This is a genomic window from Pseudodesulfovibrio karagichevae (genome assembly GCF_041414475.1).
GTDB lineage: Bacteria > Desulfobacterota > Desulfovibrionia > Desulfovibrionales > Desulfovibrionaceae > Pseudodesulfovibrio > Pseudodesulfovibrio karagichevae.
This window is the reverse complement of record NZ_JBGLYH010000017.1, coordinates 1-25,942: the sequence shown is the minus strand read 5'-3', so window position 1 is coordinate 25,942 and position 25,942 is coordinate 1. Positions and strand designations below refer to the sequence as shown.

General features: G+C 62.0%; 21 protein-coding genes. 18 read left to right on the top strand and 3 right to left on the bottom strand.

The window, feature by feature from the left end; translation table 11 throughout:
* Positions 1 to 2: 2 nt before the first annotated feature.
* The 3 genes from AB6M95_RS07980 to AB6M95_RS07970 all read right to left on the bottom strand — a co-directional run bounded on the left by AB6M95_RS07980 (position 3) and on the right by AB6M95_RS07970 (position 4,253).
* Complete coding sequence (locus AB6M95_RS07980) at positions 3 to 1,484, bottom strand: right-handed parallel beta-helix repeat-containing protein (RefSeq protein ID WP_371386206.1); 1,482 nt, start codon at positions 1,482 to 1,484, stop codon at positions 3 to 5.
* A gap of 278 nt (positions 1,485 to 1,762) precedes the next feature.
* Positions 1,763 to 3,034: an O-antigen ligase family protein gene (locus AB6M95_RS07975; RefSeq protein ID WP_371386205.1), complete on the bottom strand. Its 1,272-nt coding sequence runs from the start codon at positions 3,032 to 3,034 to the stop codon at positions 1,763 to 1,765.
* 853 nt (positions 3,035 to 3,887) lie between these two features.
* On the bottom strand, positions 3,888 to 4,253 hold the full coding sequence (locus AB6M95_RS07970; protein ID WP_371386204.1) for a CGGC domain-containing protein: 366 nt from the start codon (positions 4,251 to 4,253) through the stop codon (positions 3,888 to 3,890).
* Positions 4,254 to 4,496: 243 nt separating this feature from the next.
* On the opposite strand from AB6M95_RS07970, the gene AB6M95_RS07965 reads away from it, so the two are divergent.
* From AB6M95_RS07965 to AB6M95_RS07880, 18 genes are all read left to right on the top strand, one after another.
* The gene (locus AB6M95_RS07965) at positions 4,497 to 5,543 is read left to right on the top strand and encodes a hypothetical protein (protein WP_371386203.1); all 1,047 of its coding nucleotides are present in this window, start codon (positions 4,497 to 4,499) and stop codon (positions 5,541 to 5,543) included.
* Positions 5,544 to 5,726: 183 nt separating this feature from the next.
* A complete protein-coding gene (locus tag AB6M95_RS07960) occupies positions 5,727 to 5,915 on the top strand; it encodes a hypothetical protein (protein WP_319583426.1) in 189 nt (62 codons plus the stop codon).
* Between the two features lie 535 nt (positions 5,916 to 6,450).
* Positions 6,451 to 8,058, top strand: coding sequence for a sulfate respiration complex hexadecaheme cytochrome HmcA (hmcA, locus tag AB6M95_RS07955; protein ID WP_371386202.1), 1,608 nt, complete (start codon positions 6,451 to 6,453; stop codon positions 8,056 to 8,058).
* Between the two features lie 15 nt (positions 8,059 to 8,073).
* Positions 8,074 to 9,129, top strand: a complete 1,056-nt coding sequence (hmcB, locus tag AB6M95_RS07950) for a sulfate respiration complex iron-sulfur protein HmcB (protein ID WP_371386201.1) — start codon at positions 8,074 to 8,076, stop codon at positions 9,127 to 9,129.
* A complete protein-coding gene (gene hmcC / locus AB6M95_RS07945; protein WP_371386200.1) occupies positions 9,130 to 10,305 on the top strand; it encodes a sulfate respiration complex protein HmcC in 1,176 nt (391 codons plus the stop codon). It begins immediately after the preceding gene.
* A gap of 9 nt (positions 10,306 to 10,314) precedes the next feature.
* Positions 10,315 to 10,446, top strand: a complete 132-nt coding sequence (gene hmcD, locus AB6M95_RS07940; protein ID WP_071544730.1) for a sulfate respiration complex protein HmcD — start codon at positions 10,315 to 10,317, stop codon at positions 10,444 to 10,446.
* 54 nt (positions 10,447 to 10,500) lie between these two features.
* Positions 10,501 to 11,178 (top strand): sulfate respiration complex protein HmcE, encoded by a 678-nt coding sequence (gene hmcE / locus AB6M95_RS07935; RefSeq protein ID WP_371386199.1) that lies wholly within the window; start codon positions 10,501 to 10,503, stop codon positions 11,176 to 11,178.
* Positions 11,179 to 11,211: 33 nt separating this feature from the next.
* Entirely contained in the window at positions 11,212 to 12,603 is a 1,392-nt protein-coding gene (gene hmcF, locus AB6M95_RS07930) for a sulfate respiration complex iron-sulfur protein HmcF (protein ID WP_371386198.1), read from the top strand.
* A gap of 35 nt (positions 12,604 to 12,638) precedes the next feature.
* The gene (locus AB6M95_RS07925; RefSeq protein ID WP_371386197.1) at positions 12,639 to 13,532 is read left to right on the top strand and encodes a universal stress protein; all 894 of its coding nucleotides are present in this window, start codon (positions 12,639 to 12,641) and stop codon (positions 13,530 to 13,532) included.
* Between the two features lie 132 nt (positions 13,533 to 13,664).
* Positions 13,665 to 14,018: a DVU0259 family response regulator domain-containing protein gene (gene divK / locus AB6M95_RS07920; RefSeq protein ID WP_371386196.1), complete on the top strand. Its 354-nt coding sequence runs from the start codon at positions 13,665 to 13,667 to the stop codon at positions 14,016 to 14,018.
* A gap of 144 nt (positions 14,019 to 14,162) precedes the next feature.
* The gene (gene divK, locus AB6M95_RS07915; protein WP_071544735.1) at positions 14,163 to 14,519 is read left to right on the top strand and encodes a DVU0259 family response regulator domain-containing protein; all 357 of its coding nucleotides are present in this window, start codon (positions 14,163 to 14,165) and stop codon (positions 14,517 to 14,519) included.
* A gap of 88 nt (positions 14,520 to 14,607) precedes the next feature.
* Positions 14,608 to 16,539: a response regulator gene (locus tag AB6M95_RS07910; protein WP_371386195.1), complete on the top strand. Its 1,932-nt coding sequence runs from the start codon at positions 14,608 to 14,610 to the stop codon at positions 16,537 to 16,539.
* 123 nt (positions 16,540 to 16,662) lie between these two features.
* Positions 16,663 to 17,106, top strand: coding sequence for an RrF2 family transcriptional regulator (locus tag AB6M95_RS07905; protein ID WP_371386194.1), 444 nt, complete (start codon positions 16,663 to 16,665; stop codon positions 17,104 to 17,106).
* Between the two features lie 37 nt (positions 17,107 to 17,143).
* Entirely contained in the window at positions 17,144 to 19,408 is a 2,265-nt protein-coding gene (locus AB6M95_RS07900) for a PAS domain-containing protein (RefSeq protein WP_371386193.1), read from the top strand.
* A gap of 208 nt (positions 19,409 to 19,616) precedes the next feature.
* The gene (locus AB6M95_RS07895; RefSeq protein WP_371386192.1) at positions 19,617 to 20,189 is read left to right on the top strand and encodes a NapC/NirT family cytochrome c; all 573 of its coding nucleotides are present in this window, start codon (positions 19,617 to 19,619) and stop codon (positions 20,187 to 20,189) included.
* Positions 20,190 to 20,200: 11 nt separating this feature from the next.
* Positions 20,201 to 21,586: a multiheme c-type cytochrome gene (locus AB6M95_RS07890; RefSeq protein ID WP_371386191.1), complete on the top strand. Its 1,386-nt coding sequence runs from the start codon at positions 20,201 to 20,203 to the stop codon at positions 21,584 to 21,586.
* Between the two features lie 187 nt (positions 21,587 to 21,773).
* The gene (locus AB6M95_RS07885) at positions 21,774 to 24,116 is read left to right on the top strand and encodes a diguanylate cyclase (RefSeq protein WP_371386190.1); all 2,343 of its coding nucleotides are present in this window, start codon (positions 21,774 to 21,776) and stop codon (positions 24,114 to 24,116) included.
* Positions 24,117 to 24,189: 73 nt separating this feature from the next.
* Positions 24,190 to 25,875, top strand: a complete 1,686-nt coding sequence (locus AB6M95_RS07880; RefSeq protein WP_371386189.1) for an FAD-dependent oxidoreductase — start codon at positions 24,190 to 24,192, stop codon at positions 25,873 to 25,875.
* Positions 25,876 to 25,942: the final 67 nt, after the last annotated feature.

The following is a 25,942-nucleotide window of genomic DNA, read 5'->3' as shown; positions in this document are numbered from 1 at the left end:
CGCTACTCGGCCCCGAGGGTGAATTGGTGGACCTCCGGGCCCGGCAGAGGATACTTCCTCTCCTCCTGACCGTGGCGCAATACGAGTTCCCAGCCGTCGGGGGCCATATCATAGAGCTTCCGCTGGGGCCCCTTCCCCTTGAGGTAGTTCGTCAACAGCCTCTCGGGCACGATGAAATCCGTCCAATCGCCGCAGACGAGAGGACTGCTCCAGACATCCTCCCCCCGCTGGTCCCGCATGGACAGGACATACTCGTTGTCGCCCTGCCCGGAGCAGGGGGCCTGGACCGACAGGGTCCGGCAATAGGCCAACTCCTTCAGCGGGAGACTGATGTTGTCGTAATCGAAATCGTCCTTGGACGCGCCGTCCAGGTACTCGTTGTCCAGGAATCTCGCCGTGGAGATGAACTCCTTGTATTCGGAGCGAATCGTGTGGTAGTTCTCGCTGCCTTCCAGCCTGATGATGGTGTTCTTCTTGAACAACGGGAACCCGTTGCTCCAGGAATAGAGATCGCCCAGCAATATGTTGCCCCAACTGCTGGCGATGACGTTGTTCTCGAAGATCAGGTCGGGCGATTCATTGGAAAAGACCACGGCCACCGCGGCGCACTTCCCGCCATGGCCCTTGTTGACCCCGACGATGATGTTGTGGTGGAAGACGGCCTTTTGCCCCTTGCCCAGGCCGACGAACAGGGCGCGTCCCCAACTGTCCGACTCCAGGTGCTTCCTGGATATGGCGGAAAAGACCCCGGCCTCGGCCCTGACAATGAACGTATTTCCGTAGAACTCAAGCTTGTCCGAGTACGTCCAGTCCGCCAAACCGAAGCGCACGCAGCACGCTCCCGGAGAGACATATTCCTTCCCGGTTCTGGTATTCTGCACATCCACATAGTTGGAATACACCTTGACGCCCACGCCGGGCCAGATGCCGGTGGGGTTCACTCCCCGGCCTATTACCTTGTTGTGGTGCGCGATGCCGTTCGGAATGGAGATGGCTGTCGAGTTGGCCACCCGGCTGTCCAAGGTGATCTCGTTGTTGTGCACGTCGCAATTGGTCGACCGGTGGCACCGGATTCCCAACTGACGGGCATTGATGATCCTGTTGTGCCGGACTTTGGGGTTTTCGCCGGCGAGATAGACTGCGGCTACACCCGCATGCCTGTTGGTGACGCTGGTTCCCTCGTCGACAACCGTATTATGGTGGAAATCAAGGTCGTCCCCGTGTTCGGCGACATGGACGCCGGACAGGTCCGCGCCATGGTAGACCAGGGTCAATCCGGCAAACTCCGCACCCCTGAAGGATTTGGTTCGGACGGGGTTGGCCCCCCGGCCATAGGCGTTCCCGTTCCCGCCCGCGCTCCCCTGCCGGATGGTCCCGTTGATCAGAACGATATCCCGCATATTCCACTTGCTGAAGGCAACGCCGACACCGTCGGCCTGCTTCTCGTTGTACGTCAACGTGTGCCCGTTCAGATTGAGGGTCACATGCGCCCCCTCCACGGAAAAGCCCGCTCCGTCCGCGACGATATCTTGAATGAGAACGTATTCCGTATCTCCCTCGGTCAACCGACCCGGCGCGGAGATTTCAACACGCTTGGCCCTCTTGGGCCCCGTTATGACCTTTTGGGCTTCCGCATACTCCCCGTTTTCCCTGGCCACGGAAATACCCGGGTCATCGAACTCCCACTGCAGGATCTTGTCGAGAGATGCGGCATAGACGGCATTGGGAACGATAAGAATCAATATCATACATAGAGTTTTCATCACGACGCATCACCTTGGGTTACCATGTATCTGTATATGTTTTCGTATTTATGCATGATCCAGGAACCGACTGCGGCCAAGTAGACGACATACACCCAATGATAGCGCAACATATTATGTCCCGACATGCCCCCCAAAAACAATAGAATGATCAGTTGCTTGGTGGCTGTACCCATCTTGGCGACGAAATCCACGACGACCGCCTCATTCTCCATCTCCGATTGCTGCCTGAATAGTTCCCTCAAACGGCTCCCCATGGATGCGATCCAATTCGCCCTGAAATAGCAGATTATGAAAAGAAGCGTGAACGGTATGGTCCCCAGCAAGCCGGTATCCGACAAGATCTGTCCGATCAGGTTGTGCGCCTGGAACCCTCTGTGTTCATCTCCCCATGTGTATATCAAATTGCCCGGCCCTACTCCAAACATAATATTTTCTTTGAAGACATCGATACCGTGCAGGAGTCCTTCAATTCGCCCCATGGCCGACTCCCTGGCGCGTTCCGGGTCCGGCGCGACACTGGGATCTATCAGGGAATAATAGCGGTTCTGCATTTCCTCCGGGATCGCATGCCAGACAACCACAAAGGCCAGCAATGCGAGGAAAATGTACAGGAACTTTTTCTTGCTCTTCATGAAAAGCAGACCCACAAAAGCCAGGCATTGGACAAAGCCTCCCCGGGATCCCGTAAGGAAAAGGCAAAGGAGCGACAAGGGGGCATATCCATACAATATGTAACGTATTTTTTTTTTGATGATATCCGTTTTCAGGAGAACCCATAACGTCGGGTATGAGAGGACAATCGTCGTAGCGAATGAGTTCGATTGCCCCATCGTAATATCATAACCGAGCATTCTGTGCATGCCCATTCTATATTCGAAACGACCGCCAAGATATTCCCGGAACGACATCAGAACGTATATTGCGGTCACGATCATCATGGCCTGAGTTATCTTTATGTATCCCTCTTCATCATGCATGGTGAAGAGCATCAAGACAAAAACAAGTGATCCAACCGTGTATGAGTACACGACAATATAGGAATTATCAAAATTGATGCCGACAAAAGCACATACCCAAAGCGCCATCAAATACATAAAGTAAAATACTACGATAGAATCCATCTTAATCTTTTTTCGCTTATATAGCGCAAACGCAATCAGCGTAAAAATCAGATAGATTCTTTCTATATGAATTTCACCAAGGAATAGATAGTGCTCATACGGACGGACGATAAGAAGGAAAAGTCCTCCAGCCAGCATATATAACATAATCACCCTTTTGAATTCACATTCTGTCGCGGAACAGGTTCCCGCCGAACCCTGCCGATTCAGTGGCGCATCGCATACGGCGCATAAGGTGCAGTCACCAGGATTATCGATATAAAATCATGGCGGAGGCTGGGCCGCAATCTCATTTTCATGGCTGTTGAGGCAATATTCCGGTAATGCCGTCGACGACACCAGGACGATAGAGACCGGATTGTCCTTCTCGGCGGCACCATATCGGCAGTCCTTGTCGGCGTAGCGGGCCCCGGATGTCACCTGGAGACCAGGCAACCTCCCGGAATTCTCGACTTCCGTCCGATCACGCATCGGCATCATTCGAGTTCCGGCCAGACCGCCGGAACGGCAAACCGGCCCCTTAACCACTTCCAATTAACATATTTTAATTAATTATCCTGTCAACCTGAAAGGAGACCGACGGACTCCGAGGATCAGCTCCCACGCCGCACCATCTCACCACTTCACGGGAATAGACAACGTCAATATTGGCGGTCAAACAGGGAACGCCATGGTCAACGACCGGAAACCAAGCCATCCTGCCGATCTCCCGTCCCGGAGTACTTCATCGTAAAAAAACGGCGTGCGGGATCGACGCCCCCTCCCCAGCAACTAGGCAACACTTCGAACCGGAAGATCTCGGCGAGAAATACGGCCGCGCGCAGCAAAGCGATGGAGCTCTTCGGCGGCGTTCGAGGCCGTGAATACACCAAGGGGAAAGCCTAAAGGATGACAGCCGTAACAAGCAGGTCCATCCCGCCGCCACGGATCGAGGGTTGTGAGGGCGGCGGCCGGGAAACATCTCTGGCCGCCTTTCGAGGTTCGGGAATATAGGGCGAGCTTACGCCCAGATCTTTTCTGGCATGTAGGGATGGGTGCCTTCGATGACCGGGAGGCCGGACTTGGCCTGGATCTTGGTGACGACGTCGTCGGCGTGGGCGCAGTGGTCGGACAGGCACGGGCCGATGTGGATCACGGTGGGCTGCTCCTTCAGGGGCACGTTCCAGAGCTTGACCTGGGCCAGGCGCTGGACGATGGACGCGCCGGGGCAGCCGCCGCAGTTGAGGATGCCCAGGACCTCGGCCTCTTGGCCCTTGTAGCGCTCGAACTGGCCCTCGCGCCGGTTGAAGGCCACCAGGCAGCGGGAACAGCCGATGCAGACGTCGTCCATGGTGTTTCGGCACCCGATGATGAGAATTTTTTCCATGCGCACCTCCTGTGGGTAGTTGTACCTCCCCCTTGTCTTATTTGAACGAATGCGTCAATGTTCATATAACGCCGGAGCCGATTCGGGAAAGGACACCTTTTTTCGCCATACCGTTTTTGACTCAGCCACTTGTTGGGAATATGAATAAATATTTCAGGAGCCATTCGGTAAAGAGTCACCAATCAGCACTGCATTTTCTTAAAACAAAAATAGTCACCTAGAACCTCAAGAGGAGGCAATGCCATGAGCGACAAGACCCCGATGTACTTTTACATAAAGAGCGCGGTATACAGCGATTACGCGATAGTCGCCGGAGACAAGGCGGACAACCACGTGTATTTTCAAAAGCCCGACGGGCGCGAAAACGCCCAGTGGTGTTTCAAGGATGTTGGCAACGGGACCTATACCATCTGCGACAAATTGCACCAACGCTGTCTCGCGGCGGGAGAGTCGGCCGACAACCATCTATACCACCAGTCCGATACAAACAGGCTCATGGCCAAGTGGGAGGCCGCCATCAAGGAACTGGACGGACTGCGCGGCCTGGCTCTCATCGACTGCTTCCATCACTTTACCATCGCCAGCCCTATCAAGAATGATGGACACGTTTATCACCAGGACCTCAACAACGATAAACTGTTGCAGCACCCTTACCAGGGGGACACGCCGATACACCGCGAATGCATGATCTGGGAGCTCGAACCGGTTGCCCCGGTCGCGGAAGGACTTGATATCCCCAACTGTTATGCCTGCTTTGCGGGAAAGACCGAGGTAAAGGTGGGTACACCGGTGTACGGTACCCCCTCTGAAATTTTCGGCGCTGAGCAGACAGTAGACAACAGCAGCGCCATAAGCGGTACGTCCACGGTGGAACTGAAGGACTCGCTGACCATCAGCAGTACTATCGAATTCAGCGAAGCCGTCAGCAAGTCCCAGGCAGAAGATATTGCCTGGAATGCCGGCCTGGCGCTGGGCTTAAGCGGCGATACTTTCAAGGGGAAAGCGAGTGGTGGCTACTCGCACACCACAAAGCAGGAAAAGAGCTTTTCTCAGGAGACATCCACTTCCCACACCCTGTCCGAGACACGGGAATACTCGACAAAAGGTGATTTCAATTTCGGTGCCCATTCCGCATTCCGTGTTCGACTGGCCGTAACACTGCGGCCCGTAACGGTACCTTTCACCGTTTCCATCACCTTACCCCTGGCTCAGGGGAAGACCCTTTCACACACGATACAAGGGACATACAAGGCTCAGGAATTCATGAAAACCGATATGAAGATCGAGTAGCCGAATACGTTCCAACCACCAGAACCAATGGGCGGCCCCGGAGTACTTCCGGCGGCCGTCCATTGCTTTCATTGAGGCGAAGATGTGCAACTATGTGCAATGCTTGAAACAGATCGCAAGTTGTGGTGGACTGCCTAGCATGTCGGTGCTAGGTTTCACCCCCGGCAAGATTGGAGGTCTTCCATGTTCAGTTTATTCACCAATTATAAAAAAGCGGCCATGAAGTTTCTCTCCCAGCATCAGGTTGGTCAGAGGCTCTTCTCCACCGGCGACGGCGGCCGAAAGATGCGTTTTCTGCGCGAAAAAGGCTATGTGGTCTCCGAGCGCGTCTCGGAAAACCGCTGGGTCCACGAAATCGTGAAAAAGCCCTAACCCCACGTCCTTCCGGCGGGCGGGGCCGCCCCCTCGGCCGGACCCGCCCCCCCCTTTCCCGAACCGCCCCCGCGACGACCGGACGTCCCTTCCTCAGGAGGGGATTCTTTCCTCTCGCCTCCGTCCCGGACCTCCATTCCACTTTTTTCCGTGCCGGTATAGGGCATGTGAATTATCACGCAAACCCTTTGTCGGTTCTGGCTTCGGACCGCCTCCTGATAATGATTTTCAAATAACCTACTCAACTGGTTCCCCTTTTGCTTCAGGTTGTTGCGCAGATTTTAAGAACAGTTCCCACCTTGAACTTTCTGCTTGACGTATCCATGACATCTAACATACCGGGCAGGTAGGTATTAAAACCTCGTGGTTGAGTAGGTATTTTAACCCACTCAACCGGGAGGAGTTTAAGACCGGATTTTCGCGCGGCCGCAGATGCCGCGTTTGGGGGGCCGGAGGTACCCGGAAACGGGACCAGGGGAACGGGCCGAAGAGGCCGGTTCATTGCCATCAACGCTTTTGAGAAAGGGATCGACACATGGCAAACGGTAAACGGATACTGCGATTGACTGCCATCGTGATCGCGCTGGCCGGCGTGCTCGGCTTCCAGTTGGAAGCCATGGGCATGTTCGATGCGGCGAGCGAGGCCGCCGGGAAACCGGACGTGATCATGATCGACACCATCGCCAAGCTGGAGTCACTCGAACAACCCGCGGTCGTGTTCCGCCACGATCTGCACACCAAGGCCCTGAAGGATCAGGGCATGAGCTGCGAATCCTGCCACAAGAAGGACGCCAAGGGTACGCTGACCCTGTCCTTCGACCGGCTGGAGGGCGAGGACCGGGCAGGGATGTCCGCCTCCGGGCTCAAGGACATGTATCACAACGGCTGCATCTCCTGTCACGTCAAGACCGAGGAGAAGGGCTTCAAGACCGGCCCCAAGACCGGCGAATGCCGCAGCTGTCACCAGGAACGGCCCGAGGCCGCCGACCGCGTCCCGGCGGGCATGGACAACATGCTCCACTTCGTCCACTGGGATTCCAAGGTCATCCCGGCCGATGCGGGCAAGGACACCAACTGCGGCGCCTGCCACAAGAAGGCGGGCGAAGAGGACAGCTGGCGTTTCTCCGAAGCGGCCAAGACCGAGCCCCTCAAGGACGTCTTTCACAACCAGTGCGTGACCTGCCATGAGAGCCTGATCGAAAAGAAGGCCGACCGCTCCGGCCCGGTGCAGTGTGCCGGTTGCCACGGCGAGAAGGAAACCGCCGAGCGCGCGGTAGAGCTGGCCAAGAACCTGAAGGCCATGAGCGGCACCCTGCCGCGCCTGCCGCGCAAGCAGCCCGACGCCGTGCTCCTGGCCCCCGAGGTCAAGCCCGACGCCGCCGACCAGAAGCCCACGGGCATGGCCCCGGTGGCCTTCGACCACAAGCTGCACGAGGCCCAGGTCGATTCCTGCCTGACCTGCCACAAGGACGGCGTCAACGCCAAGCTGAACGCCTCCTATGAGGCCCTGCACGACGTGAACGACTCGGCCACCTGCGTGGGCTGCCACGTCCAGGCCCAGAAGAAGCCCCAGTGCGCGGGCTGCCACGACGCCCGTCCGGCCGCCAAGGTCCTGTCCCAAGACTCCTGCGCCACCTGCCACAACGTCGGCGTCGGTCAAAAGACCGGCATGATGTCGATGATGGCGAGCGCGCCCGTGAACCCGGCCGCCATGAGCAAGGAAGAGAAGCAGGCCGAGGCCGCCAGGGTCATCGCGGACCGTCCGCAGACCCAGGCCATGGTCGCGGAAAAGGACATCCCGGAGTTCGTGACCATCGGCGCGCTGGCCGACCAGTACCGTCCGAGCAAGATGCCCCACCGCAAGATCGTCATGGCCCTGTACAAGGGCATGCAGGGCGACAAGCTGGCCGCCACCTTCCACGCGACCCCCGAGGCCGTGTGCGCCGGTTGCCACCACAACGCCCCGGCCACCCTGACGCCGCCCAAGTGCGCCTCCTGCCACGGCAAGCCCTTCGAGACCGAAGGCAAGCCGGGCCTGAAGGCCGCCTACCACGGGCAGTGCATGACGTGCCACAAGGAAATGAAGCTCGAAAAGCCCGCCGCCACCAACTGCGTCGCGTGCCACGAGAAGAAAACCAACTAGCCGAAGGAGACATTGATGTTACGCAGAACCTTCCTCGGATTGTTGGGTGCCGCGGGCGCGAGCGCAGCGCTGGTCAAGCCGACCCAGGCCGGAAACAAGCACTTCGGCCCGCACCCCGACACCCACGGCGTGCTCTTTGACGCGACCCGCTGCATCGGCTGCCGCCAGTGCGAGCTGGCCTGCAACGAGGTCAACGAGCTGCCCGCACCCGAAAAACCGTTCGACGATCTGACCGTGCTCGACACCGAGCGCCGGACCGACGAAAAGACCTTTACCGTGGTCAACAAGTACCAGACCTCCCTGGGTCCGGTCTTCCGCAAGAACCAGTGCAACCACTGCCTGGAGCCGGCCTGCGCCTCGGCCTGCTTCGTGCGGGCTTTCAAGAAGGAGCCCAACGGCGCGGTGACCTACGACGCCTCCGTGTGCGTCGGCTGCCGCTACTGCATGGTGGCCTGCCCGTTCTCGATCCCGGCATACGAATACAACGAACCGCTGACCCCCCGGGTCCGCAAGTGCACCATGTGCTACCCCCGCCTCATGGAGGGCAAGCTCCCCGGCTGCGTGGAGAAGTGTCCCAAGGAGGCGCTGACCTTCGGCCTGCGCACGGACCTGATCCAGATCGCCCGCAAGCGCATCGAGACCTACCCCGACCGCTACGTGGACCACATCTACGGCGAGCACGAGATGGGCGGCACCAGCTGGATGTACCTGTCCGGCACGCCCTTCCATGAGATCGGCATGCGCGAGGACCTGGGCACCGTCTCGGCTCCCGAGCTGACCGCCGGTCCCCTGGCCGCCGTGCCCATGGTGGTCGGCCTGTGGCCCGTGCTGCTGGGCGGCATCTACGCCGTGAGCAAGCGCAACGCCAAGGTCGCCAACGACGAGCGCGTCAAGGCCGTCAAGGACGCCCTGACCAGGGCGGGCGAAGAGGCCGAGAAGAAGCTTCACGAGGAGCTGGGCAAGGCCGAGCAGGCCAGCCAGCGGCGCATCGAGGTCGAGGTCAAGAAGGCCGTCGAAGAGGCGCTCGCTCCCAAGGAAGAGGACGCCGGAAGCAACGAGGAGGAGTCCTAGATGTCTGTCGAAACCACTGCGGTCGCGAAGAAGTCCCTCTTCACGCCGTTCAATCTTATCGCTGCGGTCATTCTCGTCGCCGGACTGGTGGTCACGGTGATGCGCTTCACCGGCGGCCTGGGCGCCGTCACCAACCTTGACCAGAACAACCCGTGGGGCATCTGGATCGGCTTCGACCTGATGTGCGGCGTGGCGCTGGCCGCGGGCGGGTACACCACCTCCGCCGCCTGCTACCTCTTCGGACTGAAAAAATACCACGCCGGGGTCCGCCCGGCCATCCTGACCGCCTTTTTGGGCTACGCCCTGGTGGTCTTCGCCCTGGGCTACGACGTCGGCCGTCCCTGGCGGCTGCCCTACCCCATCTTCGTCCAGCAGGGCACCACGTCCCTGCTCTTCGAGGTGGGTCTGTGCGTCATGCTCTACCTGACCGTGCTGTTCATCGAGTTCACGCCCGCCCTGTTCGAGTGGCTGGGCCTGAGGAAGATCCGCAACATCGTGGTCAAGATGACCCTGGCCCTGACCATCCTGGGCGTGGTGCTGTCCACGCTGCACCAGTCTTCCCTGGGCGCGCTGTTCACCATCGCCCCCTCGAAGCTGCACCCGCTGTGGTACTCCCAGTACCTCCCGGTGTTCTTCTTCGTGTCGAGCATCTGCGCGGGCATGTCCATGGTCATCTTCGAGGGCACCCTCTCCCACAAGCCCATGCACCACTTGATGGACAAGGAGTACCTGGACAACCACGACGGCCTGATCCTGGGTTTCGGCAAGGCCGCTTCCCTCGTGCTGTTCGGGTACTTCGCCATCAAGCTCATCGGCCTGGCCTACGACAACAACTGGCACTACCTGGCCACCGGCTACGGCGCCTGGTACCTGGTCGAGATGCTCGGTTTCGTGGCCCTGCCGTCCTTCCTGTACGCCGTGGGCGTGCGGGACAGAAACCTGACCGTGATCCGCTGGGCCGCCGGACTGACCGTGCTCGGCATCATCGTCAACCGGTTCAACATCTCCATGGTCGCCTTCAACTGGCAGCTCCCGGCCGCGCAGCGGTACTTCCCGAGCTGGGGCGAGATCACCATCTCCCTGTTCGTGGTGACCATCGGCGTGCTGGTCTTCCGGTTCATCTGCACCAGGATGCCCATCTTCTACGCGCATCCCGACTACAAGGGCGAACACTAGGAGGTTGCCATGGAATTCTACACGCTTCAAGACTACTACACGTTCACCAAGGGAACCATATACCTGATCATGGGCGGCATCCTCGTGGCGGCGACCCTGTACTGGCGCTTCCTGATGGGCGGCAACAAAAAGGACGACTAGCCGCTAAGGCCATCGTTTAAAAATTAACGATATGACTATCAAGGAGAAGCGGAAATGTACGATTTCCTGACCGGGCCCATGCTCTGGCTGACGTTTGTCGTCAGCTTCGGCGGCCTGCTCGTTCGCGCCGTGATGTATGTCAGGGGCCTCAGCTGGCAGCTCGACCGCGTGGCGTACCGTCCCAATATGAAATACGGCATCCGGGGGGGCATCCGCTCCATCGTGGCCTTCATCATTCCGTTCAAGGCCCGGCTGTGGCGGACCCGCCCCGGCTTCACCCTCATCTTCTTCGCCTTCCACATCGGGCTGCTGGTCACCCCGATCTTCCTGGAAGCGCACAACGTGATGTTCCGGAACGCCTTCGGCTTCAGCCTGCCCGCCCTGCCCACCGGGGTGGCGGACGGCCTGGCCTGGGTCTGCCTGGTGGGCGGCCTGTTCCTGATCCTCAGGCGCATCGCCTTCCCCGAGGTGCGGATCATCACCACCTTCTACGACTACCTGCTGCTGGTCATCTCGGTGATGCCGTTCATCACCGGCCTGATCGCCCGGTACGAGATGGGGGACTACAACTTCTGGCTGGCCGCCCACATCCTGAGCGGCGAAATCTGGCTCCTGGCCCTGCCCTTCACCAAGCTCAGCCACGTGGTGCTGTTCTTCATGTCCCGCATGCAGCTGGGCATGGACTACGGCATCAAGCGCGGCGGCATGAAGGGCACGGACATGGCCTGGTAACCGGGCTTTAGCCATACATCACGGAGAACCGAAATGCCTGAAGGTAAATTCTGCAATAAGACGCCGATCACCACCGACGAACAGCTCAAAGCGACCCTCGGTGACAAGGGCGGCAAGCAATACTACGAAGAAATGAACCACCTGGACGTGGACTCGGACAAGCTCTGGGCCACCATCCAGAAGACCATGAAGTCCAGGACCAAGACCTGGCTCGAAATCTGCGCCCACTGCGGGCTGTGCGCCGAGTCCTGCTTCCTGTACCAGGTCAACGGCCGGGTGCCCGAACAGGTCCCGTCCTACAAGATCCAGTCCACCCTCGGGGTGATGGTCAAGAAGAAGGGCAAGGTCGACAACGCCTTCATGCAGATGTGTATGGAGACCGCCTGGTCCAAGTGCACCTGCTGCAACCGCTGCGGCATGTACTGCCCGCACGGCATCGACATGGGCGTCATGTTCAGCTACCTGCGCGGCCTGCTCTACTCCCAGGGCTTCGTGCCGTGGGAGCTCAAGATCGGCTCCGGCATGCACCGCGTGTACCGCGCCCAGATGGACGTGACCACCGAGGACTGGGTCGAGACCTGCGAGTGGATGGCCGAGGAGAACGAAGAGGATTGGCCGGGTCTTGAGATTCCCGTCGACAAGGAAGGCGCGGACATCATGTACACCTGCAACGCCCGCGAGCCCAAGCACTACCCCGAGGACATCGCCGAGGCGGCCATCCTCTTCCACGTGGCGGGCGAGAACTGGACCGTGCCCTCCGAGGGCTGGGAGCAGACCTCCCTGTCCATGTTCGCCGGCGACTGGGAGTGCTGCAAGGACAACGTCCTGAACGTCTACGCCGCGCTCGAGCGCCTCAAGCCCAAACGGGCCATCGGCACCGAATGCGGCCACGCGCACCGCGCCACGGTCATCGAGGGCCCCTACTGGGCGGGCCGTCCCGACGGACAGCCGCCGGTCCCCTACATCCACTACGTGGAGTGGCTGGCCGAGGCCCTGCGCACCGGCAAGCTCAAGATCGACCCGACCAAGCGGATCAAGGAACCGGTCACCCTGCAGGACTCCTGCAACTACGTGCGCAACCAGGGGCTGAAGGACGTCACCCGCGAGATCCTCAGCTACATCGTGGAGCCCGGCTACTTCGTGGAGATGGCCCCGAACAAGGAGCACAACTACTGCTGCGGCGGCGGTGGCGGATTCAACGGCATCGGCAAGTACCGCGAGCAGCGCAACGTGGCCCTGCGCAAGAAGATGGAGCAGATTCTCGACACCGGCTGCAAGCTGGTCATCGCGCCCTGCCACAACTGCTGGGACGCCATCCGCGACCTGGAGGAAGAGTACAAGATCGGCATCCGCTGGTCCTTCCTCAAGCCCCTGGTCATCAAGATGCTCGACGTGCCCGAGCACCTGCGCCCCACCGAGGAATAACCCGGAGACCGTGTAACCAAAGGACGAGGTGATCTATGTTCAAGAAGATTCTACTGGCGACCAGCGGTGCTCCGTCCACCTTCGGCGCCGCGCGGGTGGCCTTCGACATGGCCAAACGCTACGGAGCCGAGGTGGTGGTGTTCAACGTCATGGGCGTGCCCACCAAGGCCTTCTCGCAGGTCGTCAACGACGTGCGCACCGGTGAGGAGATCGAGGTCGACGACGAATACCGCGCCTGGGTGGAGGAGGAACTCAAATCCACCTTCGAGAAGCAGATCGAGTCGGTCGAGTACGCCAAGATCGTGACCACCACGGGCGTGCCCAGCCGCGAGATCCTGCGCGCCGCCCGGGCCGAGGACGCGGACCTGATCGTCATGGGCGCGAGCTCCGGCGACTCTTCCGCCTACCGCAAGGGCTACCCCGGCTCCACGCTCCAGCGCGTGGCCAAGGCCGCCCGCTGCCCGGTGATGACCGTGCACCGCGAGACCGCCTCCTACTGGGGCGGGTTCGGCAACATCGTGTTCGCCACCGACTTCTCCAAGCAGGCGGAGAACGCCTTCAAGTTCGCCCTCAATTCGGCCAGGGAGCTTAACTGCGACCTGACCCTGTTCCATGCCCTGGACATCAGCGGCAAGGTTCTGGACCAGAACGATATCGAGGACAAGCTCATCGCCGCCAGGGCCCGCATCCGCGAGACCTACGGCCCGCTCATGGGCGACTTCAAGGACTTCGACATCGAAGTCTGGGAAGGCGTGCCCTACGTGGAAATAGTCAAGATCGCCCGCGAGCGGTCCGCCGACCTCATCGTCCTGGCGCACCACTCCCGCGAGCTCGACCCGGAACTGGCGTCCATCGGTTCCACCCTGGAGCAGGTCATCCTGCGCGCCGGGTGCCCGGTGGTCAGCGTGAGCAAGCCGGACAAGGTATAGAGAGCAGAGCGGCGCGTCCGGCTGTGCCGGGCGCGCCTTGAGAAATATAAATGCCGCAGCCGGCCTTGGCGGGAGCGGCTGCGGCAAATCAAGAATCAAGCGAATTGATTCGTGAGTACCAGGAGGAACGTTATGTCCAAGAAGATTCTCATAGTCGACGACGACCAGGAAATCCGTTCGTATCTGTCCGAACTGTTCGGCGACAACGGGTATGAAACCGTGACCGCCAACGACGGCGCCGAGGCCGTGGAGATCGCCAAGACCGAATTGCCCGACCTGATCACCCTGGACCTGGAAATGCCCAACGAATGGGGCCCGAGGTTCTACCGCAAGATCAGCCAGGACGACGCCCTCAAGCGTACGCCGGTGGTGGTCATCAGCGGGCTCAACGCGATCAAGTACGCTATTCCCAAGGCGATCGCAAGTCTTACCAAGCCTTTTGAGCCCGCTCAGCTGCTGAAGATCGTCAAGGACGCCATCGGCTAGCGGCCCCACGGGTTGGTTTTTTACCGGCCCGCGGATCGGCGTCGATTCGCGGGCCGAATTTTCCGACTTGAACTCGCGCGCGGGTTGAGTATACGTTGCAGGCGTTGCGGGGGTACCCCCGCCACTTGAAACCAGGTTGAGCTCATGCCAAAGAAAATCATGGTGGTGGACGACGATCCGGACATCGTCGATTACCTCATCAGCGTATTCGAAGACCACGGATACGACACCTGCCGCGCTTCCGACGGGATCTCCGCCTATGAGGTGGCCATGGCCGAAAAGCCGGACCTCATCACGCTGGACATCGAAATGCCCCACGAGTGGGGACCGCGTTTCTACCGTCGGCTTACCAGTGAGAAGGAATTCTCCGACATTCCGGTGATCGTCATCAGCGGGCTGTCGGGAATCCATCTGGCCATTCGGCGGGCCGTGGCGACCATCAAGAAGCCCTTCGACCCGGCGGATGTGATCCAGATCGTACGAGAGGCGCTGGGCGAATAGCCCGGCCCGGCAATCCTGGACTGAAGAGAGAGCGCGCAGGGAAGCGGCCGCCCGGGCGGCCGGCGGCGGGACTCTCCCGGAGGGTGTGATGGATTTCAAACGACTGTTGCTCGTGGATGACGAGGAAGGCGTCCGACGTTTCCTCGGCCTCTCGCTGATGGACCTGGGCTACGAAGTGCAAACCGCCGCCAACGGCAGGGAGGCCCTTGAGGTCTTCGACGCCTTCCGGCCCAACATCGTCTTCACCGACATCAAGATGCCCGTCATGGACGGCATCGACCTGCTCAAGGCCATCAAGGAGCGCTCCCCGGACACCGAGGTGGTCATGATCACCGGCCACGGGGACATGGACCTGGCCATCGAATCCCTCAAGTTCGACGCCTCGGACTTCATCACCAAGCCGATCAACAACGACGTCCTCGAGGTCTCGCTCGAACGCGCCCGCGAGCGCTACAGCATGAAGCTGCAGCTACGGGAGTACACCGAGAACCTGGAAAAGCTGGTCGAGGAGAAGACCGACCGCATCGTCGAGCTGGAGCGCCAGAACGCCGCCTGCCAGGTGGTCCAGGGGCTGTCCTCGGCCCTGTCCGACGCGGCCCAGGAGGTGGAGACCGGCTACGGCGTGTTCAACGAGTTGCCCTGCCTGGTGTCCATCCACAACCGCTACCTCGAGATCGTGGCCCACAACCGCCTGTTCGAGGAGCGCCTGGGCAACCAGGTGGGCAACAACAGTTTCGACATCTACTCCGACCGCACCTCGCCGGGCAACGCCTGCCCGGTGCAGCGCACCTTCGAGACGGGCAAGGGCCAGCGCAGCAAGGAGAATTTCCTGACCAAGGATGGCGAGGAGATCCCGGTCACGGTGTACACTGCGCCCCTGCCGAACAAGGACGGCGAGATCGAGCTGGTCCTGGACATCTCCGTGGACATGACCGAGCTCAAGCGCCTCCAGGACGAACTGTACACCACCCAATACAAATATCAGCGCCTGTTCGACGAGGCCCCCTGCTACATCACCGTGCAGGACGCGGACCTGAACATCGTCGAGGCCAACCGGCTGTTCAAGCGGGACTTCGGCGAGGTCGAGGGGCACTTCTGCTTCGAGGCCTACAAGCACCGCAACGAGCCGTGCGAGGGGTGCCTGGTGGACAAGACCCTGCTGGACGGCGAATCGCGGCAGCGCGAGACCGTGGTGACCACGCTGACCGGCGAGCAGAAACACATGCTCGTCCAGGCCGCGCCCCTGCACGACGCCTCGGGCCGCATCTTCCAGGCCATGGAATTGTCCACGGACATCACCGAGATCCGCAGGCTCCAGGACCACCTGACCTCGCTGGGCATCATGCTCGGGTCCATGTCCCACGGCGTCAAGGGCATGCTGACCTCGCTGGACGGCGGCATCTACCGGCTGGAATCGGGCCTGAAGAAGGGCGACAACGAGCGCGTGGAAGCGGCCACCAGGACGCTCAAGTCCATGATCGGCCGGGTCAAGAAGATGGTCCTGGACATCCTCTACTACGCCAAGTCCCGCGAGCTCGAGACCGAGGCCGTGGACGCGTCCAGGTTCCTCCGGGACACGGCGGACGTGGGCGCGGCGCGGGCGGCCGCGGGCAGGGTGGAGTTCGTCCGCGACATCCCCGACGACCTGGGGACCATGCAGGCCGACACCGCCGCCCTGTCGGCGGCCCTGGTCAACTTCCTGGAAAACGGCGTGGACGCCTGCGAGGGCCGGGATGACGGCCGCCTGACCCTGTCGGCCGAACGCACGGCGACCGGGCTGGTCATCACCGTGTCGGACAACGGCATGGGCATGGACCACGAGACCCGGGACAAGATATTCACCCTGTTCTTCTCGTCCAAGGGCAAGCGCGGCACGGGCATCGGCCTGTTCATCTCCAACCAGACCATCGAGCAGCACGGCGGGTCCATCCGGGTGGAATCGGCGCCGCACGAGGGATCGACCTTCATCATCACCCTGCCCGACCGGGCCGGAAGGCAAGAGGCCGGAGCCGGGAGCTGATCGGCCGAGGGGCCGGGGAAACCGGTTCAAAAACGGCCGCCGATTGATTGTCGCGGTGTTTTTCCCTATGCTTGCGGGACGCGCGCCGCGCGCCCACCACTTTCACCGCCGGGGACGAAGACAATGAAATTGACCACACGCAGCCGATACGGCACCCGCCTGCTCCTGGACATCGCCCTGCATTCCGAGAACGGCAGTCCGGTCCCGAGCAAGGATACCGCCGAGCGCGAGGGGTTGTCCCTGAAGTATCTCGAAAAGCTGATCAAGATGCTCAAGCAGGCGGGCTACGTGAAGGGCAAGCGCGGCCCCAACGGCGGCAACGTCCTGGTGCGCACGCCCGAAGACATCTCCATCGGCGAGGTGGCCCGCATCCTGGACGGCGAGGAGCAGGTCCTGGGCTGCGAGGGCGACCCGTCCACCTGCCCGCGCGCGGCCGTCTGCCTCAAGCGCTCCATCTGGGACGACGCGTCCCTGGCCATGTACAAGATGCTCGACTCCTATTCCCTGGCCGACCTGATGAAGGACGCGTACCTGTGTCCCGAGAATCCGCCCAGGAACGACGGCTAGCCCGACCGGCCCGGCCGACCGAGAGGAAGGTGAGAAGGTGCTGAAGCGGTTCCGCGAGAGCCTGATCGCGAAGATGATCCTGTCGGGCGGGGTGACGCTCATCCTGTGCATCTTCCTGTGGACAGGGTTCAACGTCTATTACTTCAAGAGCAACGTGGTCTCCAACGTCATGTCCGACATCGAGATGGTCTCGGACACGATCATGCTCGCCCTGCACTACGCGATGATGCTCGACAACGAAGAGGACATCAAAGAGAACATCAACAACATCGCCAAGCAGGAAGAGATCGAAAACATCCGGGTCTACAACAAGCAGGGGCGCATCGTCTTCTCCAACATCCCGTCGGAGATCGGCACGGTCATCGGCCAGGAGACCCCGGCCTGCCGGGCCTGCCACCAGTACACGCCGCCGCCTCCGGCCCTGCCCCTGTCCAAGCGCACCCGGATGATCGAAGCAAAAGGCCGCCAGCTCATGGCCATCATGACCCCGATCGCCAACTCCGAGGGATGCTCCCCCGGCCCCTGCCACGTCCACTCCGGAGACGAGCAGGTCCTCGGCCTGCTGGACGTGACCGTGAACATGGACGCCAAGAACGCCATGATCAAGATGTTCGAGCGGGCCAACATGGGCATCTCCGTGGTCGTGTTCGCGGCCACCTTCCTGGCCCTGTTCGCCTTCACCTACCGGTTCATCTTCCGGCCCATCAAGCGGCTGATCACCGCCACGCGGGGCATCAGCGGCGAGGCCGACTACACGGACATCGACATCGAGCAGGTGGACGAGATCGGCACCCTGGGCCAGGCCTTCAACATGATGGGCCGCCGCGTGGCCGACAAGCACCGCGAACTGCTCGACCAGCGCGAGGAATACCGCAACCTGTTCGACAACGTGCCCTGCCTTGTCTCGGTGGTGGACGCCGACTACCGGGTCATCCGCCACAATTCGGCCTACGAGGGACACTTCGGCCTGCCCGACGGCAAGCGCTGCTGGCAGGTGAACAAGGGCCGACTGGAGAAATGCGAGGTCTGCCCCGTGGACCGGACCCTGCGCGACGGCAAGCCGCACATGTCCGAGGAATCCGGCCTGTCCAAGGACGGCCACCCGATCCACTGGATCGTGTACACCTCTCCGGTGCGCGACGAGAACGGCAAGGTGGTGGCCGCCATGGAAATGATGGTCGACATCACCCACCGCCGCGAGCTGGAATCCAAGCTGGCCGCGTCCGAACACCGCTACCACGCCATCTTCGACTCCATCCCCAACGCGGTCTTCGTCCTGGACCGCAACACCCTGGAAATCCTGAACTGCAACGAGTCCTCCCAGGAGATGTACGGCTGGGGCCAGCTCGAGATGCGCGGCCGCTCCTTCATGGACTTCTTCCGCGAGGACGAGGCGGGCGACTGGGAGGAGGCCGTGCGCAGCCAGTCCGAGATCGAGCTGTGCACCCACGTGGACAAGTCCGGCAGGCCGTTCTTCGTATTCTTAAGCATCTCTCCGGCCCGGTTCGAGGGCCGGGGCACGCTCATCGTCACCTGCACGGACGTGACCCGCAAGGTCGAGATGGAGCAGCAGCTCATCCAGGCCAGCAAGATGACCACGCTGGGCGAGATGAGCACGGGCGTGGCCCACGAGCTGAACCAGCCCCTGACCATCCTCCAGGCCATCTCCAACCTGCTCACGCGCCGGGCCGAGAACGGCGCCGAGGTCTCGCCCGAGATCATGCGCGAGATGGCCGAAGGCATCTCCACCCACGTGGACCGGGCGGCCAAGATCATCGAACACATGCGCGAGTTCGGGCGCAAGTCCGACCTGCGGACCATGCCGGTGCAGATCAACGAGGTCCTGGAGCGCGGCTTCGAGTTCTTCAGCCAGCAGCTGCAGGTGCACAACATCCGGGTGGTCTGGGAGCTGGAGGAGAACCTGCCCCTGATCATGGCCGACTCCAACCGGCTGGAGCAGGTGGTCATCAACCTCCTGCTCAACGCCCGCGACGCCATCGAGGACCGCTGGAAGGACGACAAGAACAATCCGGACAAACGCATCCTGCTCCAGTCCTTCAGCACGCCCGAGCGCATCGTCTTCCGCATCTGCGACACGGGCGCGGGCATCCCTCCGGCCATCCGCGAGCGGCTGTTCGAACCGTTCTTCACCACCAAGATCGTGGGCAAGGGCACCGGGCTCGGCCTGTCCATCTCCTACGGCATCGTCACCGACTACGCCGGAAAGATCCGGGCCACCACCTGGGAAGAGGGCGGCGCCTGCTTCGAGATCACCTTCCCCAGGGCGGAGTGCGAACTGTAGCGCCCCCTGACGCAAACCCGGCCGGGAATCGCTTCCCGGCCTTTTTTTCGCCCGATTCCCCGCCTCCGGCGCTCGGCATTGCGGCGAATGGCAAAAAATAATACCCCGGCACTGCCCTTTCCCCCCTTTTTCTGCTAACGGGTTGTAAAACCCCTCCCCCATGACCGGGGGCAATGGTCTGTGGGAGGGGGAACAACCAGGAGGAGGTATGCAGCGAACAACCAAATCGGTTCTGTTGGTTCTGTTCGGCATCTTGATCGCCTTTCCGATCTTCAGCATGACCTATTACACCATGGTCAGGACTTCGACCCCGGAGTTCTGCGGTTCCTGCCATGAGATCCGCCCGGCCGTCCTGGCCTGGGAGAGCTCGACGCACCACAACAACGCCCAGGGGTTCGTGGCCGATTGCATGGACTGCCATCTGCCCGCGCCCCAGGACACCGTCGACTTCTTCTTCACCAAGACCATGCACGGGGCCAAGGACGTCTTCTCTCACTTCACGGGCGGGGACGAGACCTACGACAGAGCGGTCATGCGCGAGCATGTCTGGGCGACCATGAAGAACGACCAGTGCATGAAGTGTCACCGGAACATCCTGCACATGCCGGGCAAGAGCGGGGCCATGCTGGCCCACCGCAGGGTGCTCTACGCCGGAGGCGGCGAGGAGTACCGCTGCACCGACTGCCACCGGCATCTGGTCCACAACGACAGGCAATTCTACGAGTACAAGCAGTTCGAGGCCCCCTACCGGGCCAGCGGGCTGCCCAATCTGGGTATCTAGGAGGTTGGTTTATGTATCGCAAAGTGACGTTCACCCTTGTCGCCGCGTTCGCCGTCATCGCCCTGACCGCGCTTGCGGCCGGCGCGCAGAATTTCCCCAAGGTCCGCGAACTGCGCATGGACCGCGCCACCCCGCCCCAGGGCACGGCCTGCATCGAGTGCCACAAGCAGGAGACCCCCGGCATCTTCGCCGACTGGGCCATGAGCCGCCATGCCTCGGCGGGCATCACCTGCCTGGACTGCCACCAGGCCCAACCCGGCGAGGGGGACATCTCCACGAGCCACGAGAAGTACTACTCCATGGGCAACCTGCCCATGGGCGAGAAGCAGTACTACGTGCCCGTGGCCGCGGCGGTCACGCCCAAGGACTGTTCCCGCTGCCACCCGGACGAGGCCAAGCAGTATTCCAAGAGCAAGCACGCCAACACGCTGGAGATCATCTGGAAGATCGACCCCTGGCTCAACGGCGGCATGAACTCCGAAAACGAACGCAAGACCGGCTGCTTCTACTGCCACGGCACCGTGCTCAAGATGAAGGACGGGGCGCTGGACAAGGACACCTGGCCCAACGTGGGCGTCGGCCGCCTGAACATGGACGGATCGCTGGGCTCCTGCACCAGTTGCCACACCCGGCACCGTTTCGCGGTCATGGAGGCGCGCAAGCCCGAGACCTGCGGCCAGTGCCACCTCGGCCCGGACCATCCGCAGATCGAGATCTACAATGAATCCAAGCACGGCGACATCTACCAGGCCTTCAAGCAGGAGTACAACTTCGACTCCGCGCCCGGCGCCTGGACCCCCGGCGTGGACTACCGCGCCCCGACCTGCGCCTCCTGCCACATGTCCGGCTCGGGCAACGTGGCCACCACCCACGACGTGACCGAGCGGATATCCTGGGAGACCCAGGCCCCGCTGACCATCCGCCCGTCCGAGTTCAAGCCGCTGCCCGCGGCCACGGACTGGAAGGTGGAGCGCGACAAGATGAAGAACATCTGCAGCCAGTGCCACGGCCAGGCCTGGATCGACGACTTCTACACCCAGCTCGACACCTCGGTGGAGGAGTACAACGAGGTCTACTTCAAGCCCGCCAAGAAGACCCTGGACGAGCTCTATGAAAAGGGGCTGCTCGACAAGACCAAGTTCTTCGACGAGCACCTCGAAGTGCGCTTCTACGAACTGTGGCACCACGAGGGCCGCCGGGCCCGCATGGGCACGGCCATGATGGCCCCGGACTACGCGTGGTGGCACGGCTTCTACGAGTGCAAGCACCACTACAACCAGTTCATGGAGGAGGCCCGCCACCTCATCGACACCAACACCAAGGCATACCGCTATCCCGACTTCCCGAACGCCACCGGCAGCACCACCCGCCCGGTGCAGATCTTCGGCAAGCAGTAGGGGCATATCCGGCAAACCGATACGGGGGGCGTTCGCGCCCCCCTTTTTGTTGCCCCGCGGGTCCGGCCCGGACCGGATGCCCGCGCATTGACCTTTCGCAGAAAAAACGCGATATTAGTAATTATATTGGCGCACGCCCTCCATTGCCCGGACAGCGGGCGGGCGGCCCCCGGACGGGAGACATAGAATGAGCGAAGCATCCCAGCGCAGGCAGCTTGAAGAAGCGCAACGGCGCATCGAGGAACTCGAAGAAGCCCTTGATCAGGCCGCCAGGGCGACCTGTGAGGACCGCTACCACATGGTCTTCGAGAACGCCCCCGGCGGCATGGCCATCATCACCGAAAACGGGCGCATCCTTCTGTCCAACGCCGAGGCCAAGCGGTTCCTCGGCCTGTCCGCCGACGACGCCGAACGCAACGCCGAGGATTTCTACGTCAACCTGGAGGACCGCAACCGGCTCCTGAACATGATCCGGGAGGAACGGCACATCCGCAACTACCCGGTGCTCATGCACCGCCTCGACGGCACCTCCATGTGGGCCAGCCTGAGCGCCCGGTCCATCGACTACGGCGGGGAGCCGGCCAACCTGATCTCCTTCACCGACATTTCCGAGCATCGCCGGGCCCTGAGGCGGCTGGAGCTGGACGAGATCCGCTTCGAGCGGCTCTACGCCCTGTCCGAGATGACCCAGCATACCGAAAAGGAAATCCTCGATTTCGCCCTGGAGGCCATCACCGAGGTGACCGGCAGCCAGATCGGCTACATCTACCGGATTAGCGACGACCAGACCGAACTGGTCCTGCACGCCTGGTCCAGTAACGTCATGGAGCGGTGCTCCATCAAGGACGCCCCGACGGTCTATCAAATCTGCGAGACCGGGCTCTGGGGCGAACCCATGCGCCAGGGAAAGCCGGTCATCACCAACGACTACCCGAACATGGAGGGCAAGAAGGGGTACCCGGAGGGGCACATCCCGGTGCGCAACCACCTGGGGGTGCCGGTCTTCGAGGAAAACCGCGTGGTCTTCCTGGCCGGGGTGGGCAACAAGCCCGAGGACTACACCGAGGACGACATCCGGCACATGGAGCTGATCATGAACGGCACCTGGCGCATCATCCAGCGGCGCCGGTCACGGGCGGAGCTCCGCGAGGCCCACGCCGAACTCGAGGAAAAGGTCCGGCGGCGCACGGACCGGCTGCAACAGGTCAACCGGGAGCTGGCCGGGCTCAACCTCAAGCTGATGACCAAGGACCAGGAGCGCGAGCAGGCCCGCATGGAGCTGCTGCGCTACCAGCGGATCATCGAGACCAACCCGGACCTCATCTCCCTGATCGACAGCGACTACCGCTACATCATCGTCAACGAGTCCTACACCCATATCTTCGGCCTCAAGCGGGAGGACATCGTGGGCCAGCCCGTGGGCATCCTCTTCGGCTCCGAGGCCTTCGAGGCGCAGTTCCGGCCCGCCATCGACCGGGCCCTGCGCGGCGAAACCCTGACCGAGGCCACTTGGCTGCCCCTGCCCGACGCGGGCGAGCGGTACATGTCCATCACCTACCAGCCGGTCCGGGTTCAGGGCGACGAACAGGACTACGTCTCCTTCGAGGCCCGGGACATGACCGACCTCAAGCGCAGCGAGGAGAACCTCAAGGCCATCGCCGAGCGGCTGGACCTGGCCACGGACGCCGCGCACCTCGGCATCTGGGAGTGGGACCTGCGCACCGACGACCTGCTCTGGGACCACAAGATGTTCGACCTCTACCGGGCCGAGCCCCGGCCCTCCAAGGAGCTGTTCGACTTCTGGCGCAGCTGCATCCACCCGGACGACTTGGCCGCCACCGAGCAGCAGCTGGCCCGGTCCATAGAGACCAAGGAGCCGCTCTACATGGAGTTCCGCATCATCCGGACCGACGACGCCATCCGGCACATCCGCATCGAAGGGCTGGTCCAGGTGGACGACAAGGGCATGCCCACCCGGCTCATCGGCATCAGCATGGACGTCACCGAGCAGCGCAAGATGGAGGACGAACTGCGCACCCTGGCCTCCACCGACCCCCTGACCGGGGCGAGCAACCGCCGCCAGTTCATGTCCCGCCTGAGCGAGGAGTTCGAGCGCTGCAAGCGGTACAACACCTCCCTGGTCCTGCTCTCCCTGGACATCGACCACTTCAAGCGCATCAACGACACCTTCGGGCACCCCGCCGGGGACGACGTGCTCAAGGAGCTGGTCGCCCTGTGCAAGTCCACCCTGCGCACCACCGACCTCTTCGGCCGGGTGGGCGGCGAGGAATTCCAGGCCGCCCTGACCCAGACCCGCATCGGCGCCGGCGAGAACACCGCCGAAAGGCTGCGCCGCCGCGTGGAGCGGTGCGAGGTCAAGACCCACGACCAGGTCATCACCTTCACCATCAGCATCGGCGTGACCGCCCTGAACCCGGACGACGATTCCATCGAGGGGCTGCTCAAGCGGGCCGACGACGCCCTGTACCAGGCCAAGCGCAGCGGCCGGAACCGGGTCATCGTCCTCTGACCCCCTTGACTCCCCGCGCCCGTCCCCCTACCCTTTTCGATAACGAATACTGCGACCACTGCGAGGTTCCCTCATGTCCCTTTTCAAGAAAGACAAGAAAGAAGACTGGTTCCTGCCCGAAGACGTCCGCAAGCAACTGACCGAGACCTTTCAGGCCCTCAAGGGGCCCGTGCACCTCGAACTCTTTGCCCAATCCGGGGTCAACGACGATTTTTCCGGCTACACCGCCAAATTCTGCACCGACCTGGCCCGGCTGAACGACAAGATCACCTTCGAGCAGTTCGACATCCCGTCCGAGCGGGCCGAAAAGCTGGGCGTGACCGCCTCGCCCACCCTGTGCCTCAACCCGGACGATTACCACATCCGCTTCCTGGGCGCGCCGCTGGGCGAGGAGGGCAAGTCCTTCATCACCTCCATCATGCTCGTCTCCCTGGGCATGAACGGGCTGTCGGAGGCCTCCCTCTCCCTGCTTGAACCGCTGGACGAGGAACGGCTGGTCCAGGTCTTCGTCTCGCCCTCCTGCCCCTACTGCCCCGGCCAGGTCATGCACGCCGTGAAGTCCGCCATCGCCCGCCCCGGGCTGGTCAAGGCCGAGTGCGTGGAGATGAACGAGAACCGGGAACTGACCGAAAAGCACAACGTCGGCTCCGTACCGCACACCATCTTCAACAACGGCGCGCACGACGCCCTGGGGCTCATGCCCGAGGAGCGCTTCGTGGTCGAAATGGTCTACCTCAAGTCCGCCGAGGAACTCCTCAAGGAAGGCAAGCTGCCCGGCGTGGAAGGGCTTGAGACCGCCACCGGCTACGGGACCATCGAGCCCGGCGCGGTGGACCTGGTCATCATCGGCGCGGGCCCGGCCGGGCTGACCGCGGGCATCTACGCCGTGCGCGCCGGGCTCAAGACCGTGGTCCTCGAAAAATCCATCGTCGGCGGCCAGGTGTCCCTGACCCCGGTGGTCGAGAATTACCCCGGCTTCACCGCCGTGCCCGGCAAGCAGCTCATGGACATCATGAGCGAGCACGCCCGCCAGTACGTGCCCGTGCACGAGGGCGAGGGCGTGGAGTCCATCCACTTGGGCGACGCGGCCAAGGACGAGCCCATCGTGGTGACCACGGCCCGGGGCGAGTACCCGGCCAAGGCGGTCATCCTGGCCACGGGCGCGAGCTACCGCAAGCTCGGCATTCCCGGCGAGGAGACCTATTTCGGGCGCGGGGTCAACTACTGCGCCTCCTGCGACGGCTACCTGTACAAGGGCAAGTCCGCGGCCATCATCGGCGGCGGCAACACCGCCCTGACCGACGCCCTGCACCTCAAGAACCTCGGCGTGAACGTGACCATCCTCCACCGCCGCGACGAGTTCCGCGCCCAGAAGTCGCTGGTCGACTCGGTGGAGCGCGAGGGCATCCCGGTGCTCTGGAACACCGTGGTCGAATCCATCGAGGGCGACGGCAAGAAGGCCGCCTCGCTCAAGCTGCGCAACGTCAAGGACGACGCCCAGACCGAACTGCCCCTGGACGGCGTGTTCATGGCCATCGGCCAGAAGGCCGCCACCGAGCTGGCCAAGGCCATGGGCGTGAAGCTGAACGCCGACGGCTACGTCGAGGCGGGCCCGGACATGCGCACCAACGTGCCGCGCGTCTACGTGGCCGGCGACCTGACCGGCGGCCTGCAACAGATCGTCACCGCCATCGGCGAAGGCTCCGTGGCCGCCATGTCCGCTTTTGAAGACATCTCCCATCCGTACTGGAAGGAATAGCCTCCGGCGGCCGGGGGAAGGGGAGAAGGAAACCCTTTGAAAAGGGCTTTCCTTCTCCCCTTCCCCC